Origin of the sequence: Pseudoalteromonas sp. Cn5-37 (genome assembly GCF_021532495.1) — a bacterium.
GTDB lineage: Bacteria > Pseudomonadota > Gammaproteobacteria > Enterobacterales > Alteromonadaceae > Pseudoalteromonas > Pseudoalteromonas simplex.
This window is the reverse complement of the sequence record NZ_JAKGBA010000004.1, coordinates 193,837-208,877: the sequence shown is the minus strand read 5'-3', so window position 1 is coordinate 208,877 and position 15,041 is coordinate 193,837. Positions and strand designations below refer to the sequence as shown.

The following is a 15,041-nucleotide window of genomic DNA, read 5'->3' as shown; positions in this document are numbered from 1 at the left end:
TATCCATGTTTCGCTGGAATGAGGAAAATCAACAAGCACAGCAGGCGGTACTTACCCGCCCTGCTGTTACCGCAAGTAAAGAGGTTGAAGCAATTTGCATCGACATCTTAAATGCAGTTAAAACACAAGGTGACGCAGCGTTATTAAAGATGGCAACAGAGTTTGATAAGCGCGAAACACCTCGCTTATTAGTGCCAGTTGAAGAAATAAACCAAGCTGAGCAGCTATTATCAAACGAGTTAAAAGCTGCCATCGAAACGGCCTATGCCAATGTAAAACGTTTTCACCAAGCACAATTACCTAAAGACATTAAGTTAACAACGCAACCTGGCGTATTGTGTGAACTTAAATATCAAGCCATTGAAGCGGTAGGTATTTACGTGCCAGGTGGTAGTGCGCCACTGCCATCGTCAGTAATTATGCAAGGGGTGCTTGCACAGTTGAGTGGTGTACAAACCGTTGTGCTTACTACACCTGTGAAAGCCGATGAAACTATCAACCCTGCCATTTTATATGCGGCAAAACTATGTGGTATTAAAACCATTGTAGAAAGTGGCGGCGCGGGTGCGATTGCAGCGATGGCTTACGGTACAGAATCAGTGCCTAAAGTGAACAAGATTTTTGGCCCGGGAAATAGCTTTGTCACCATGGCAAAACAACTTGTTGCGCAAACTATTCCGGGTATGGCGATTGATATGCCAGCGGGCCCTTCTGAAGTGCTAGTGATTGCTGATGAGCGTGCAAACCCAGACTTTATTGCGGCAGATTTATTATCGCAAGCGGAGCACGGTGCAGATTCACAGGTTATTTTACTGTGTAACAGCGAACGCATTATTGAAAAAACACAGCAAGCATTAACAGAGCAGCTAGCAAAATTAAGTCGTAAAGACACTGCCGAGCAAGCCCTTGCTAACTCAAGCTTGATATTAGTCGACTCGGTTGATCAAGCCTTTGCAGTGTCTGCGCAATATGGTCCTGAGCACCTTATTCTACAGCTTGCTGATGCGCAGCCTTATTTAAGCTTAGTGAAAAATGCCGGTTCAGTATTTGTGGGTGATTACACTCCGGAGTCTGCCGGAGACTATGCATCGGGTACGAACCACGTACTACCAACGTATGGTTACAGTGCGACCTATTCGAGCTTAAACTTACTGGACTTCTTTAGAACTTACACAGTGCAAACCATCAGTAAAAATGGCTTACGTGAATTATCTAAAGCAATTTTACCTTTAGCTGCAGCAGAGGGGCTTGATGCTCACGCTAATGCTGTTTCAATTCGTCTTGAGGCTATGAATAATGAGCGATAATTCAAAAATAACAACGCTGTTGCCAGACAACATTGCAGCGCTAACAGCCTATAGTTCAGCGAAAAGTGAAAAGCTGACAGGCACAACGTGGTTAAATGCCAATGAAAGCCCGTATTCACGTACGCCAAATATCAATTTAACGGATTTAAATCGCTACCCTGATCCGCAGCCTCAGCAAGTGATCAATCGTTACGCTTGCTATGCTAATTTGGAGCCAGAGCAAGTATTGATGACTCGTGGAGCTGACGAAGGTATTGAGCTATTAGTACGTACTTTTTGTAGCCCTGCTAAAGATAGCATTGCACTCTTTTTGCCAACTTACGGCATGTACAAAGTCACTGCTGATACCCACAACATTGCGATTAACGGCTTAACTCAAGAGCTGTTATTAAAAGGCACGGTTGATGAGATTGTCACTGCGGTTGCTGATTCAAAGCTGGTGTTTATTTGTAATCCAAATAACCCTACCGGCAGCATGACAAGCTTAGACAAAATCAGAAAAATCACCCAACAACTTGCGGGTAAAGCGATTGTCGTGGTGGATGAAGCTTATATAGAATTTTGCCCAGAACAAACAGCGGCAAGCCTGATCAACGAGTTTAGTAACCTTGTGGTACTAAGGACTTTATCAAAAGCATTTGCACTTGCGGGTTTAAGAACAGGGTTCACCTTAGCCAACAGCAAGCTACTTGCGCCTATTCGTAAAGTGATTGCGCCTTACCCTGTATCAACGGTGGTGGCGAGCATTGCCGCAGATGCATTAAGTAGCGACAACATCGCTTCAATGCGCCGTCAGGTGACAATTCTAAATAGCTTAAAAAACAAACTAAAAAGTTGGCTCGAGCAATCACCTGCCGTTATCAAAGTACTGAGCGGTGAAGGTAACTTTGTCACTTTAAAATTAAAAGACAAACAATCATTTAATATCGCACTTGAGCAAGGACTCGTGATGCGTGCCTTCACTTTATATGGCGAAGATGATTGGTTACGAATTTCTATCGGTAACGAGCAAGAACTAGAACAAGTAAAAGTTTGGTTAGATGGCTTATCACTGACCAGTAAAACAGTAGAACAGGAATTATCATGAGCAACCCGTATTTATTTATTGACCGCGATGGCACGATTATCGAAGAGCCTATCACCGACAAACAGGTTGATAGCCTCGAAAAATTAGTGTTTTTGCCGAATGTGATCCCTGCTCTATTACAACTTCAAGCGGCAGGTTACCGCCTTGTTATGGTTTCAAACCAAGATGGTTTAGGCACTGATAGCTTCCCGACGGCTGATTTTGATATTGCTCAAGACAAGATGATGGATATCTTAAATAGCCAAGGGATTAAATTTGATGAAGTTCTGATCTGCCCTCACTTTGATGAACAAAATTGTGACTGCCGTAAACCAAAAACAGGCTTACTTACTGAGCTTATGCGCTCAGGTAAAGTCGATTTAGCGCGTTCATTTGTGATTGGCGACCGTCAAACTGACATCGGACTTGCCAATAACTTATGCTGCGAAGGCATTTTGTATGACGGCAGCTGGGATGCCATTGTCACTAAGCTGACAACCGCAAACCGTGAAGGCCGTGTCACTCGTAATACCAAAGAAACGCAAATTGATGTGCAAGTTAATTTAGACCAAACAAAAAATGGCGAAATTAGCACTGGCCTTGGCTTTTTCGACCACATGCTTGACCAAATTCGTACACACGCCAATATCGGACTTAATATTCAGGCCACTGGCGACTTACACATTGATGAGCATCACCTAGTTGAAGATATCGGCATTGCACTTGGCCTTGCCCTTAAACAAGCGCTAGGTACAAAAACGCAAATTGGTCGCTATGGTTTTGCACTCCCTATGGATGAATGCAAAGCAGAAGCGCAAATTGATTTATCGGGTCGCGCCTCGTTTGTATTAAATGCCGATTTTAGCCGTGAAAAAGTGGGCGACTTAGACGTGCAAATGGTTGAACACTTCTTTAAAAGCTTAAGTGATAATGCCGCCATGAGCCTTATTTTGTCGGTTAGCGATGGTAATTGTCATCACCAAGTTGAAGGCTTATTTAAAGCGTTTGCAAGAGCACTTCGCGCTGCGATTGCAAAAGATGCCTCGCAACAAACTGCCAGCTCTAAGGGGTGTTTATGATTGCCATAATTAATACCGGTTGTGCCAACATTAACTCAGTTCGTTTTGCCTTTGAGCGCTTAGGGAAAACGCCTGAGGTGATCACCTCACCTGAGCAACTAAAAGACTTTGAACGTGCGATTTTACCCGGCGTAGGCCATGCCTCTGTTGCCATGAAACGCTTAAAAGACGGTGGTTGGCAGCAAGCAATTGATGAATATCAGCGCCCGCTAATGGGCATTTGTTTAGGCATGCAATTACTTTGCGACAGTACAGAAGAAGGTAATGTTGATTGCCTTGGCAAAATTCCGGGTGTTGTTAAGCACTTAGATGTGGGCACATTAACTTCACCGCACATGGGCTGGAACGACCTAAGCGTATTAAAAGAGCATGCCCTCACCAAAGGGTTAACGGCGCAAGATCAAGTGTACTTTGTGCATAGTTTTGCTCACACAGTGAACGATGCCACCCTAGTTAGCGGTGAATACGGACAAGCTTTTTCTGCAATTGTTGCTAAAGATAACTACGCAGGCATGCAGTTTCACCCAGAGCGAAGCGCCAAAGTAGGCACCCGACTTTTACAAAACTTTTTAGATTGGCAGCTGTAAGCGCAGCAAAAAATAAGAGAAATAAACGTGATTATTCCAGCACTCGATGTATTACAAAACCAAATTGTGCGCTTATACCAAGGTAAGTATGATACAGCACAATTTTACCCTTACGAACTTAGCGCTCGCCTACAAGAGTATGCAAACAGCGGCGCAGGCAAACTGCACTTAGTTGATTTAGAAGGCGCGCGCGATCCAAATAAAAAACAGTGGCAGCATATTCAAGCTGCAACCAAAGCGCTTAATGTGCCTTATCAAGTGGGCGGTGGTATTCGCTCAGAGCAAGATGTTGCTGACTGGCTTGAAGCCGGTGCTAATCAAGTCGTGATTGGCTCAATGGCCGTTGAAAAGCGCGAACAAGTAAAGGCGTGGATTGAAAAATTTGGCAGCTCTCACTTTGTTATCGCACTAGATGTAAATAAAACTGACAACGGCTGGGCACCCGCAACACATGGTTGGTTAAGTGAATCTGAGTTTGGTTTGTTCGAACTTGTTGATTTTTACGTGGCACTGGGTGTAGTTGATTTTCTGTGTACTGACATCAGTAAAGACGGCACCATGACTGGTCCTTCGTTTGCACTTTATGAAGATTTAACCAACCACAACAGCGAGATTAAAGTTCAAGCTTCAGGCGGTGTAAGCTCACTTGATGATATTGCAAAGCTGAAAAAACTGGGCGTTGGCGGTGTTATCTTAGGTAAATCATTGCTTGATGGTGCCTTTAATGTTGAGGAGGCGCTAGCATGTTATCAAAACGCATAATCCCTTGTTTAGATGTAAAAGACGGCCAAGTCGTTAAAGGCGTTAAATTTAAAGGCCATGAAGTGGTTGGTGATATTTTAACGCTTGCCAAAGCTTACAGCGATGCCGGTGCGGATGAACTGGTGTTTTATGAAATCAGTGCCAGCGTCGAAAAACGCCTACTTGATGTCAATTGGGTAGAAAACATTGCGCGCCACATTGATATTCCATTTTGTGTGGCTGGCGGCATTAAATCTGTTGCAGATGCAGCACGTGTTTTAGAACGTGGCGCAGATAAAATCAGTATTAACAGCCCTGCAATTGCTCGCCCTGAGCTTATCAAAGAATTACACGATGAGTTTGGTAAACAATGCGTGGTTGTGGGTATTGATAGCTTTTATGATGAAACCACTGGCGAGTATTTAGTGTATCAGCTGACTGGCGACCCAAATGCATCAAGCCGTACTCGCTATAAAACCGAAGAATGGGTTAAGCGAGTGCAAGACCTAGGCGCTGGTGAAATTGTACTCAATTGCATGAACCAAGACGGCGTGCGTAAAGGCTACGACAATGTTCAGCTATCAAAAATGCGTGCACTGTGCGATATTCCACTAATTGCATCGGGCGGCGCAGGTACGATGCAAGACTTTGTTGATGTGTTTCAGCAAAGCCAAGTTGATGGCGCGCTCGCAGCCAGCGTATTTCACAAGAACGTCATTGATATTGGCGAACTAAAACAATTTTTAACTGATAATAATGTAGCGGCAAGACTATGCAATTAACCAAAGACACTCTTTCTCAAGTCGATTTTGCCAAAAGCGAATTGATCCCAGCTATTGTGCAAGACGCACGCTCTGGGGTGATTTTAATGCAAGGCTTTATGAATCAAGATGCATTAGCTGCCACTTTCGACAAACAAAAAGTAACCTTTTACTCGCGTTCTAAAGAGCGTTTATGGACCAAAGGCGAAACATCAGAAAACTACCTTGAAGTCGTCTCTGTACACACCGACTGCGATTACGACTCACTATTAGTACTGGCAAACCCACTTGGGCCAACATGCCACCTTGGTACACAAAGCTGCTTCGGCGATGATGCTAAACCTAGCTTATCGTTTTTAGCTGAGCTTGAACAAGTGATTGTCTCGCGTAAAGACGATGATCCAAGCAAAAGCTACACTGCGTCTTTGTTTGCAAAAGACTTAAGTCGTAGTTGCCAAAAAGTGGGTGAAGAAGGCGTTGAAGTTGCCCTTGCAGCCATGAAACATGATAACGATGAATTAACCAATGAATCGGCAGACTTACTGTATCACTTAACCGTGTTATTACAGCGCCAAGGCCTATCATTGGCTGATGTGGTGAGCTGTTTACAAGGTCGCCATAAGTAATTGAAGTTCAGTTAGATGCACCTTTTTAGGTGCATCTTTTCAATTTATAAACTATTACATTCAGACTGTATACTTCTAAACTCTAAACGCCAAAAAGCTTTTCGATCGTAAAAAGTTTTTAAACCCTTTAAACCTTTTTTATCAGCACCTGCGACTAAGCTAATAACACAACAGATATGAAAGGGAAGAACCATGTTAAGTACAGTAAAAACACTCTCACTCATTGCCGCAGGCTTATTATCAGCACAAACATTTGCTTGGGGTGATATGCCTCTACAAGCAACTAAAAACCTAACGCTAGATGCAGCCTCATTAAGCGCTTTAAAAGTAGAAGCCGGCTCTGGTTTTTTACATATAACCGGTAGTGACAGTGATGAAGTAACCGTTAAAGCCGAGATTTATCAAGAAAAGCCTCATGATGAATACTGCTTAAACCTTGAAGCCAAAGGCAATAACGCAGCACTTAGTGCAGGCCAGTGCGATTACCACACCAATAAGCAAACCCGCATTGATTTAACTGTTGCGATCCCTCGTTCATTTAATGTTGATGTACACGATGGCTCTGGCGAAATTATTATTAGCAAAGTCGCTGATACTGTGATCAACGATGGTTCAGGTTCAATTACCGCAAATGACATTACAGGCACATTAGAAATCAATGATGGTTCGGGTAGCATAGAGGCACGTAATATCAGCCGTGATATTAAAATTCATGACGGCTCAGGTAATATTGATGTTGCCAACGCACAGGGCAATATTGAAATACACGATGGTTCTGGTGGCATCGACTTAAATGATATTTCTGGTGATGTTGTCGTTTCAGATGGCTCAGGCAGCATTCGCGTTGATACTGCAGCAAACTTTGAGTTACTAAGTGATGGTTCTGGCTCAGTAAAAGTGACCAACATTGCTGGTAAAACTAAAATGTAAGCCTGCGCTTTTACCATATACGCAACTAAAATGCCCTCCTTTACGAGGGCATTTTGCTTTGTAATCACCAATCTTTATTAGCATTTTTACAAGGGCTTAGGTATCCTTTAGGAAACGTTTAAGGAACTGCTATTTAAAAGGATAGCCTGATATGAAAAAGCCACTCGCCGCCTTACTAACTGGCCTTGTTTTAACAGGTTGTACAGGACTAACAACTGAACAACAAACAGCCATTGATAACTTAACCCCTTGCGAGAAAATTAACGCCCTATTAGGTGCTTACGATAACCGCTTTGAAGGCTTAAAACGTAGCCGTGTAAATACAAAATACATGGAAACATGGACAGCAAAATACAACCTTATTGCCGATAACTGTCAAATCACGGCGCTTGATAAAGACAATGTTACCTACCGCTGTGTAGGCAACTACGAGCAACAGCAACAAGCTGTTGCCGATCACACCCGTGCGGTTAATTTTACCCAAGCTTGTTTAGCAAGTAATAACTGGCATCAAACACAAAAAGAGTCAGCTGAATCGTTACGCACCACGTTTGTGCTTGACGAAAACAACCCTGTTATCTCAATTCATTCGGGTAAAACCCTATCACGCAAACAGCCTTGGTCTACCACTCTTGAAATTGGTAAGCCAATTGAAGGCAAGTAATACACTCATGAAGGCTATATTAGCCTTCACATCACTATGACAAAATCAAAAAAACCAACCAGCCAATTTAAAACAGATTGCATCGGTCAATGTCATCGCCTAAATGGCTATTGCACTGGCTGTGGTCGCAGTAATGATGAAATTTTTGATTGGATCATTTTATCCGAGCAAGAAAAGCAAGCGATTTTAAATACTCCTCGCCCTGACATAAAAGCGAAATAGTTCTGACACCCAAGCGTCATTAAAGCTTGTTAGCCTGACTCAAACTGACCATCAGGTAACGATAATGACCGCTATTTTTGTAATTAACTTAGCAAGCTCTACTGAACGATTAAACCGTGTTAGCCATGAGCTAAATGTACAAAATTTGGCATTTGAACGCCTTGATGCAATTGATGGTAGAGAGCTGTATGATACAGAGATAGCCAAGCACTATAGTGCTGATTTAAACCTAAAAAAATACCACAAGCCATTGAGTAAAGGTGAAATTGGATGTTACCTGAGTCACAGAAAAGCATGGCAAACCATTGTCGATAGGCAATTAGATTACGCCATTATTTTAGAAGATGACTTTGTTCTCGACCGCTCTATTCACAGTGCAATTGAAAACATTAGTACATTAAAACAGCCTTGGCAGCTAATAAAATTGGCCGCTTATAAAGACCGAAGTCGGGAAATTGCCTTTACTAAACCCCTTGCCGATGAGCAACATTTAGTTATTCATAAAAAGCTTATGTCTGGCTGCTGTGCAACTGCTGTTAGTTTTGAAGGTGCAAAAGCGTTGTTAAAAGCCACAGCCACATTTGGCCGCCCCGTTGACTGCGATTTACAGCATGTGTGGGAAACCGGTGTTTATGGATACTCTTTGCTGCCCTACCCGGTATCACAACCCGATAATTCACAAAGCGATATTCGTGATAGATCAAGCAAAGTTAAAAAGTCGTTTTGGCGACGTAAAAAGCAGCAACTTCGCAGTGCACTATTAAACGCACAATACACTAAGCAATTTGTAAAAGCGCAGCAAGTACCAAGCAAAAAGAAAGGAGCCGCAGCTCCTCTCTTACCAATCAAAAATCATTAACGATTTATTTAGCTTGGCTGTTATTTAGCTTGATTTGGGTGGTCAACACCCATCCATGCTTTAAACAATGCCATTTGCGCTGGTGTTGCATCTTTTAATGCTTTGACCTTTTTCTCTTTATCAAAATCTTCGCTAAGTGTTAGCGTTGTGCTTTGCAGTGCATCGCGTCGAATGAAATCAACAGTCACTGTGTCGCCTGCTTTGAACGTTTCGAGGCTGGCTGTTAAATCTTTACCCACATGCTTTTTGTTAAACGCGACGATTTTATCATCCGTTGTTAAGCCCGCTTGCCATGCAGCGCCACCACGGCGAACATGAGTTAGGGTGAGTAACTCACCGCTGTTTTTAGCAAACGAATCAATACTCGGTACTGATTTTGCGCCTTCTGGGCGAATTAAACCTAAGCCTACTTTTGCAAGTAACAAATCAAAGTCGATAGCAGCTGGCTCGTCCACATTCGCTTGCCACCAAGCACTGTAATCACGACCAGTAAGCTCTTTTAAAATCGCTTTAACATCATCTGGCGTAAAACCATCTGGTAAACGGTGCTTGTTATAAAGCGCACGGTGTACATCGCGGTAACTAATTTTGCCATCGCTTTTTTCTAGCAAATCAATATCGAGTGCCATTGAAATCAACGCACCTTCTAAATAGATATTAGTGCTGTAGTTGCGAGCGTGGTCGCCGCCTTGATTAATCCACTTATCAAAACTGGTTTCAGTTGCGCTTTGTACTTCACGACCCGGTGTTTGTAGGTGGCGATTAACGGTTTTTGTTAACGTACCGAAGAACTCATCGGTTGTTTCAATACCAGCGCGCACCATTAAGTGATCTTCAAAGTAGCTGGTTGAGCCCTCTGCAATCCATAATGTTTTCGCGTAGTTAATATTGGTGTAGTCGTACGGTGCGATACCTTTAGGGCGGTATGCTTTTACGTTCCAAGTATGAATAAATTCGTGTGCTGCGGTGCTGATAAACGCAAGGTAATCTTTACGAGAACCAAAACGGTCACGTGGACGCTGGATAATTGTTGAGTTTAAATGCTCTGTTGCACCGCCTGCTCCTGACGTAGCATGCACCATAAATACATAACGCTCATACGGGTAGCTATCCCAAATTACATTACCGGTTGTCACTAGCTTTTTAAGGTCAGTTAGCATTTGATCTACGTCGTAGTTGCCTTCACCCCAAATAACTAACTCATATTCACGGCCATCAACGGTGAACTTGTGTAGCTCGTTGATACCCGTTTCGATTGGTGAATCAACTAAAATATCGTAATCAGCGGCTTTAAAACTGTGTTTAGAGCCCGCATTTTCCATACCCGATACTGAACGCCATGCTTTTGGTACATCTAGTTCAACTTTAACTGGATCTTGACGGAATGATTCACTGAACATGAAAAAGCCTGATGCATCAATGAAGGCATGGCTGTCATCAATATGACGAGCACGTTTACCTAGCTCGTTAGCGTAAACTTGGTAATCAACATTGACTTGAGTAGGTTCGTTTAGGTGAACACGCCACGTGCTGTGGTCAATTTTTTCCCACTTTAATGCTTTACCATCATCATCTTTTGCTTCGAAAAAGCGCACGCCATTGGCAAGATTTAAAATTTCGTAGCGACCAGTACGCCAAGCAGGAAGTTTAATATCTAAATGTGCTTGTGCAGTTTGCGGAAACTCAACACTTACATTACCTAGGTGGTGTTCAGGCTGAGTAATAGACAGTGAGTAGTTTACATCTGCAAACGCACTGCTAGAACAGGCCGCCAAAATAGACATGGCCAAAAACTTTTTCATAACAACTCTTTTTATTACTATCAAAATTACGAAATAGACTAACAATTGCGATAAAGAATGTGAATTAAAAACCGATAAACAGCCATTGCAACAAGTTTGATAGACAAAATGGCTAAGTTTTTGACTTGGAACCTACATTTCGTACTATTTTGTTGTAAACTTAGCTTATAGACAGTTGATTAATAACGGCGGTATTACTCGGTGCAGCAACAGCATGATCTTCTTAATAAAAAGTTAAAACAAGCAATCGATGCCCGGACGGTTGTTGAGGATGCACGCAAACACCAAGTTGAGGTTCTTTCTCAGTTTGCTGCAAAGTTATCTCTAAGTTGTAAGGGCTTAGATATTGAGTTAGATAATCGCCTCGCTAAGTTTAGAAGTGCTCTGAAAAAAGGGGTTGACTTTAACCTTCTTTCACCTTTTATTGATGATGTTCTAGGGCTATTAAAACACCAAGAAGCAAAGCAAATTGCTTTACAACGCGAACTTAACAACAGTGTTACTGATGCAGGAAAGCAGCTACAAAAAGTAAAAGGTTTACCGGATGATGCCCGTCGTTCTTTACGCCATTTGCTTGATCATGAGTTAAATAACATCCAATCTAACCATGACTTTATCCCTTTATTATCTAAGCTGGTAATAATTTATCATCAAGCTTTACAGGCAAAGCTTTCGACAAAAAGTGAAACTGAATCACAAATTAAACCCGAGCTTGCAGCCGAACTACTTAACCTAGCAAATGATCTCGTTTTAGAGGATGAAAGCGCTGAACAAATCAAAGCAGTAAAGAATAACATTACACATAACGACTGTATTGATGATTTACTTGATTCTGCTCTAAAAATTATCACGATTATTACTCGTAATATGAGTAAAGAGCGTCAATCAGCACAGAGTTTTTTGATCTCTTTAAATCAAACAATTGAAGATTTACATCATTCAATTGTTTCAACCAGTAAACATTCTGAGTCACTTAGCGCTGAGTACGAGTCGCTAAATAAGCAAATAGAAGCAAAAATTAAAAACCTTAATACTCAGACGCAACAAGCAACGTCAATATCGTCCCTCAAAGAGCTAGTCGAAGAAGAGTTAAAATCATTAAGTGATGATTTAATTGCAAAAGAAAAATTAGAACAGAGTGAAAGAGAGCATTTATTAAATAGCTTTAACGACATTAATAAAAGAATAAGTCATTTAGAAAGCAAACTCTCAACTTACAAAAAACGGTTAAATGAACAACGCTATAAAAGCTTACTTGATGGTTTAACAAAGCTACCAAACAGAGCCGCGTTCGATGAACGTTTTAATCATGAATTTCATTTATTTAACATCCAAGAGTCTGATGTGACATTTGTGGTGCTTGATGTCGATCACTTTAAATCTATTAATGATAGGTATGGCCACAGTGCTGGCGATAAAACATTGCAAGTTATTGCTAAAGCACTACAAAAATCAATTCGTAAATCAGACTTTATTGCCCGTTACGGTGGTGAGGAATTTGTGTTATTAATGACAGGCATGTCTATTGAAAATGCAGTTAGCTCTCTTGAAAAACTGCGCAAAAATATTCAGGCAATACCGTTTAAATTTAAAGATAAGCAAGTAGAAATCACTATTTCTCTTGGTGCTACCCAACTTAAAAAAGGTGATACCCCGCTGATTGCTTTTGATCGTGCCGACGATGCTCTGTACAAAGCAAAAAATGAAGGACGAAATAAAGTTTGCATTAGCAAATAAAGCCCTTATCTCAATGGTGAGGTCTTTGACACACAATGATAAAGGCTCATAGATGAGCCAGGAGAGTGCTTATGTTAAAACAACTGAATCCTACAGGTGTACTGGATTTACTATCGCAACTAGAAGTTGATCTACTCGAACAGTCATCCACCAGCGAGCGCTATAAATTATTTAGGAACTGTGTGCTCGCGGTTCTCAATGTGGGCAGCCACACCGATTCAAGCTCTGAAATTTACAATAAATACGAAGACTTTGATATTCGCTTATTAAGCCGCGAGCGTGGTATTAAAATTGAACTTGAAAACCCACCCGAATCCGCTTTTGTTGATGGCGAAATTATCACTGGTATACATGAACATATCTTCTCGGTTATTCGCGATATTCTGTTTATTTGTCAAAAATACGAAAAAGACTTAACAGAGCAAAAAACCATTACTCATATGGTCTTCGACATGCTGCGAAATGCAGGCGCACTGAGAGTGAATAGTGATCCGAGCATGATAGTTTGCTGGGGCGGCCACTCAATTAACGAAGTTGAATACAAATATACTAAACAGGTTGGCTACGAACTCGGCCTTCGTGGCTTAAACATTTGTACTGGTTGTGGCCCAGGTGCAATGAAAGGCCCAATGAAAGGTGCCACCATCGGCCATGCTAAACAGCGTATTACAGATAATCGTTACTTAGGTTTAACCGAGCCAAGTATTATTGCCGCTGAGCCACCTAACCCGATTGTAAATGAATTGGTGATTTTACCCGATATCGAAAAGCGCTTAGAGGCATTTATTCGTACCGCACATGGCATTATCATTTTCCCAGGTGGTGCAGGCACTGCAGAAGAGTTGTTATACCTTTTAGGTATTTTGTTGCATCCTGATAACGAAAAACAATGTTTACCAGTGATCCTTACAGGGCCTAAAGAAAGTGAAAACTACTTTATTGAGCTGTGTAAATTCGTTGAGAAAACACTCGGTAAAGCGGCGCTTGAGAAATTTGAAGTAATTATTGATGACCCTGAACGTGTGGGTAAAACACTCAAAGCGAAAATGGCTGATGTGCGTGAATACAGAAAGAGTCAAGGTGACGCTTACTACTTTAACTGGACGCTAAAAATCGACCATGATTTCCAACAGCCGTTTGCACCAACTCATGCTAATATGTCGAGCTTAGATTTACATTTAGATCAACCAACTCAGCAACTCGCAGCTAACTTACGCCGAGCATTCTCAGGCATTGTTGCAGGTAATGTTAAAGACGAAGGTCTACAAGCCATCAAACAACATGGGCGCTTTGTACTCAGTGGTGAGCCATCGTTAATGGCTGATATGGATAAGCTGCTGGCAGCATTTGTTGATCAAGGTCGTATGAAGTTGCCTGGCAGTAAGTACATCCCTTGCTATGAGATCAAAGCTTAACAGGAGACTATGTGACAACCCAATTACTTTTAATAGATGCGCTAAATCTTATTAGGCGCATCTATGCTGTTGATAGTAATCAGAGTCATCACAGTGAAGAACATATGATAAAAGCAAGCTGTGCCCGAGTGGCACATGCTTGCAAAAAATTACGACAGCAATGTAATGCAACTCATGCCATTGCCGTGTTTGATGGCGAAAGAAGCTGGCGCTATCACTACTTTGAGGCATACAAAAGTACTCGCTCACCGATGCCTGATACCCTCAAGCAAAACTTATCGCGCTTTAAACAAGCAATTGAAGACACTGGCATTGTGGTGTTTTCTCCTGAAAATGACGAAGCCGACGATATCATTGCCACCCTTGCTCACAAAGCAGCTACAAATAATGTAGCTTCGACTATCGTGTCTACTGATAAAGGCTTTTTACCGTTTTTATCTGAACAAATAGCTATCTATGACTACTTTAAAAAGCAATACATTGAAGTTGAAGATATTAAACAGCGCTTTAATGTACCAAAACATCGACTTGCTGATTTTTGGGCTTTGGCAGGCGATAAAACCAATGATATTCCTGGTGTTAAAGGGATCGGTAATAAGTCGGCACAGCAATTAATTAATGGTTATGAGTCGATAGAAGCGGCCATAAACGACGATGAGCTAAACCCTACTCTTAAACGCAAGCTAAGCTCAGAAATGGAGATGTTTGTGATATCAAAAAACCTCGTGATGCTGCGTACTGATATTAACTTAGGCTTTAGTTTAAAGCAGTTAAGGCTCAATTGGTCGCAATCTCGTAGCACAGTTGGCCAACTGAGCGTATACTGAAAATTCGCGTTAATTTTATAGAGTTACACATGTTTAAAAAGGTTTTCCAATATCTGGTACTTGGGTTAGGTGTTTATGCACTGATTGCAACCCTCGTGATCACTTTTTATAAAGATGATCCGCAAGCCATGATCTGGCAAGACCGTGAAGCCTTCAATAAGCGATATATTGCAAAGCTGTCTGTTGATAAACCTGAAAATCTAAATGCGGTGCTTGATTATTTAGGCAGCCCCGATCTAACCTATGCAAAACGCACCGAAGACAATGTCTGGCAAATAATTTTTTACCGCACTCAGCACGTTAAATCCGATGGAATAACGACAATAGACGAGTGCACGGGCCTACTTTTTAAGAATGGTCAGTTGGTGTTATGGGGGCCAAGTGCCTATGAAAGCTATCAACAAGAAACCTAAACGCT

16 protein-coding genes are annotated in these 15,041 nt (G+C 41.7%); 15 read left to right on the top strand and 1 reads right to left on the bottom strand.

The features are described 5' to 3' along the window. Window positions 1–5: 5 nt before the first annotated feature. From hisD to L1266_RS08700, 11 genes are all read left to right on the top strand, one after another. Entirely contained in the window at window positions 6–1,307 is a 1,302-nt protein-coding gene (gene hisD, locus L1266_RS08750; protein WP_138616626.1) for a histidinol dehydrogenase, read from the top strand. Further along, a complete protein-coding gene (gene hisC, locus L1266_RS08745; RefSeq protein ID WP_268842737.1) occupies window positions 1,297–2,394 on the top strand; it encodes a histidinol-phosphate transaminase in 1,098 nt (365 codons plus the stop codon). Before hisD ends, hisC begins: the two co-directional genes overlap by 11 nt. Further along, complete coding sequence (gene hisB, locus L1266_RS08740) at window positions 2,391–3,452, top strand: bifunctional histidinol-phosphatase/imidazoleglycerol-phosphate dehydratase HisB (RefSeq protein WP_054563884.1); 1,062 nt, start codon at window positions 2,391–2,393, stop codon at window positions 3,450–3,452. The genes hisC and hisB overlap by 4 nt, the downstream gene beginning before the upstream one ends. After that, on the top strand, window positions 3,449–4,039 hold the full coding sequence (hisH, locus tag L1266_RS08735) for an imidazole glycerol phosphate synthase subunit HisH (RefSeq protein ID WP_235377327.1): 591 nt from the start codon (window positions 3,449–3,451) through the stop codon (window positions 4,037–4,039). The genes hisB and hisH overlap by 4 nt, the downstream gene beginning before the upstream one ends. A 27-nt stretch (window positions 4,040–4,066) precedes the next feature. Further along, complete coding sequence (locus L1266_RS08730; protein WP_199528999.1) at window positions 4,067–4,801, top strand: 1-(5-phosphoribosyl)-5-[(5-phosphoribosylamino)methylideneamino] imidazole-4-carboxamide isomerase; 735 nt, start codon at window positions 4,067–4,069, stop codon at window positions 4,799–4,801. Then, the gene (gene hisF, locus L1266_RS08725) at window positions 4,783–5,562 is read left to right on the top strand and encodes an imidazole glycerol phosphate synthase subunit HisF (protein ID WP_054563887.1); all 780 of its coding nucleotides are present in this window, start codon (window positions 4,783–4,785) and stop codon (window positions 5,560–5,562) included. Before L1266_RS08730 ends, hisF begins: the two co-directional genes overlap by 19 nt. Continuing rightward, complete coding sequence (hisIE, locus tag L1266_RS08720) at window positions 5,553–6,167, top strand: bifunctional phosphoribosyl-AMP cyclohydrolase/phosphoribosyl-ATP diphosphatase HisIE (RefSeq protein WP_054552013.1); 615 nt, start codon at window positions 5,553–5,555, stop codon at window positions 6,165–6,167. The genes hisF and hisIE overlap by 10 nt, the downstream gene beginning before the upstream one ends. 192 nt (window positions 6,168–6,359) lie before the next feature. Beyond that, window positions 6,360–7,097 (top strand): hypothetical protein, encoded by a 738-nt coding sequence (locus tag L1266_RS08715; RefSeq protein ID WP_235377326.1) that lies wholly within the window; start codon window positions 6,360–6,362, stop codon window positions 7,095–7,097. Window positions 7,098–7,248: 151 nt separating this feature from the next. Beyond that, window positions 7,249–7,761: a hypothetical protein gene (locus L1266_RS08710; protein ID WP_054552010.1), complete on the top strand. Its 513-nt coding sequence runs from the start codon at window positions 7,249–7,251 to the stop codon at window positions 7,759–7,761. Between the two features lie 36 nt (window positions 7,762–7,797). Next, window positions 7,798–7,983: a DUF1289 domain-containing protein gene (locus L1266_RS08705; protein ID WP_138600737.1), complete on the top strand. Its 186-nt coding sequence runs from the start codon at window positions 7,798–7,800 to the stop codon at window positions 7,981–7,983. A gap of 64 nt (window positions 7,984–8,047) precedes the next feature. Then, window positions 8,048–8,842, top strand: a complete 795-nt coding sequence (locus L1266_RS08700) for a glycosyltransferase family 25 protein (protein ID WP_235377325.1) — start codon at window positions 8,048–8,050, stop codon at window positions 8,840–8,842. 20 nt (window positions 8,843–8,862) lie between these two features. Here L1266_RS08700 and L1266_RS08695 read toward each other — a convergent pair whose 3' ends face one another. After that, window positions 8,863–10,644: a M61 family metallopeptidase gene (locus L1266_RS08695; protein WP_054552007.1), complete on the bottom strand. Its 1,782-nt coding sequence runs from the start codon at window positions 10,642–10,644 to the stop codon at window positions 8,863–8,865. A gap of 201 nt (window positions 10,645–10,845) precedes the next feature. Between L1266_RS08695 and L1266_RS08690 the strand changes: the two genes are divergently transcribed. From L1266_RS08690 to L1266_RS08675, 4 genes are all read left to right on the top strand, one after another. Continuing rightward, entirely contained in the window at window positions 10,846–12,381 is a 1,536-nt protein-coding gene (locus tag L1266_RS08690) for a GGDEF domain-containing protein (RefSeq protein ID WP_138600731.1), read from the top strand. Between the two features lie 71 nt (window positions 12,382–12,452). Next, window positions 12,453–13,796: a nucleotide 5'-monophosphate nucleosidase PpnN gene (ppnN, locus tag L1266_RS08685; protein WP_054552005.1), complete on the top strand. Its 1,344-nt coding sequence runs from the start codon at window positions 12,453–12,455 to the stop codon at window positions 13,794–13,796. Window positions 13,797–13,807: 11 nt separating this feature from the next. Continuing rightward, window positions 13,808–14,623, top strand: coding sequence for a flap endonuclease Xni (gene xni / locus L1266_RS08680; protein ID WP_235377324.1), 816 nt, complete (start codon window positions 13,808–13,810; stop codon window positions 14,621–14,623). Window positions 14,624–14,652: 29 nt separating this feature from the next. After that, the gene (locus L1266_RS08675) at window positions 14,653–15,036 is read left to right on the top strand and encodes a DUF3192 domain-containing protein (protein WP_054552003.1); all 384 of its coding nucleotides are present in this window, start codon (window positions 14,653–14,655) and stop codon (window positions 15,034–15,036) included. Window positions 15,037–15,041: the final 5 nt, after the last annotated feature.

Excerpts from the sequence above, each read along its gene's own strand:
- hisD (WP_138616626.1), top strand. The coding sequence starts at position 6 with ATGTTTCGCTGGAATGAGGAAAATCAACAAGCACAGCAGGCGGTACTT.
- hisC (WP_268842737.1), top strand. The coding sequence starts at position 1,297 with ATGAGCGATAATTCAAAAATAACAACGCTGTTGCCAGACAACATTGCA.
- hisB (WP_054563884.1), top strand. The coding sequence starts at position 2,391 with ATGAGCAACCCGTATTTATTTATTGACCGCGATGGCACGATTATCGAA.
- hisH (WP_235377327.1), top strand. The coding sequence starts at position 3,449 with ATGATTGCCATAATTAATACCGGTTGTGCCAACATTAACTCAGTTCGT.
- hisF (WP_054563887.1), top strand. The coding sequence starts at position 4,783 with ATGTTATCAAAACGCATAATCCCTTGTTTAGATGTAAAAGACGGCCAA.
- hisIE (WP_054552013.1), top strand. The coding sequence starts at position 5,553 with ATGCAATTAACCAAAGACACTCTTTCTCAAGTCGATTTTGCCAAAAGC.
- L1266_RS08715 (WP_235377326.1), top strand. The coding sequence starts at position 6,360 with ATGTTAAGTACAGTAAAAACACTCTCACTCATTGCCGCAGGCTTATTA.
- L1266_RS08710 (WP_054552010.1), top strand. The coding sequence starts at position 7,249 with ATGAAAAAGCCACTCGCCGCCTTACTAACTGGCCTTGTTTTAACAGGT.
- L1266_RS08705 (WP_138600737.1), top strand. The coding sequence starts at position 7,798 with ATGACAAAATCAAAAAAACCAACCAGCCAATTTAAAACAGATTGCATC.
- L1266_RS08700 (WP_235377325.1), top strand. The coding sequence starts at position 8,048 with ATGACCGCTATTTTTGTAATTAACTTAGCAAGCTCTACTGAACGATTA.
- L1266_RS08695 (WP_054552007.1), bottom strand. The coding sequence starts at position 10,644 with ATGAAAAAGTTTTTGGCCATGTCTATTTTGGCGGCCTGTTCTAGCAGT.
- ppnN (WP_054552005.1), top strand. The coding sequence starts at position 12,453 with ATGTTAAAACAACTGAATCCTACAGGTGTACTGGATTTACTATCGCAA.
- L1266_RS08675 (WP_054552003.1), top strand. The coding sequence starts at position 14,653 with ATGTTTAAAAAGGTTTTCCAATATCTGGTACTTGGGTTAGGTGTTTAT.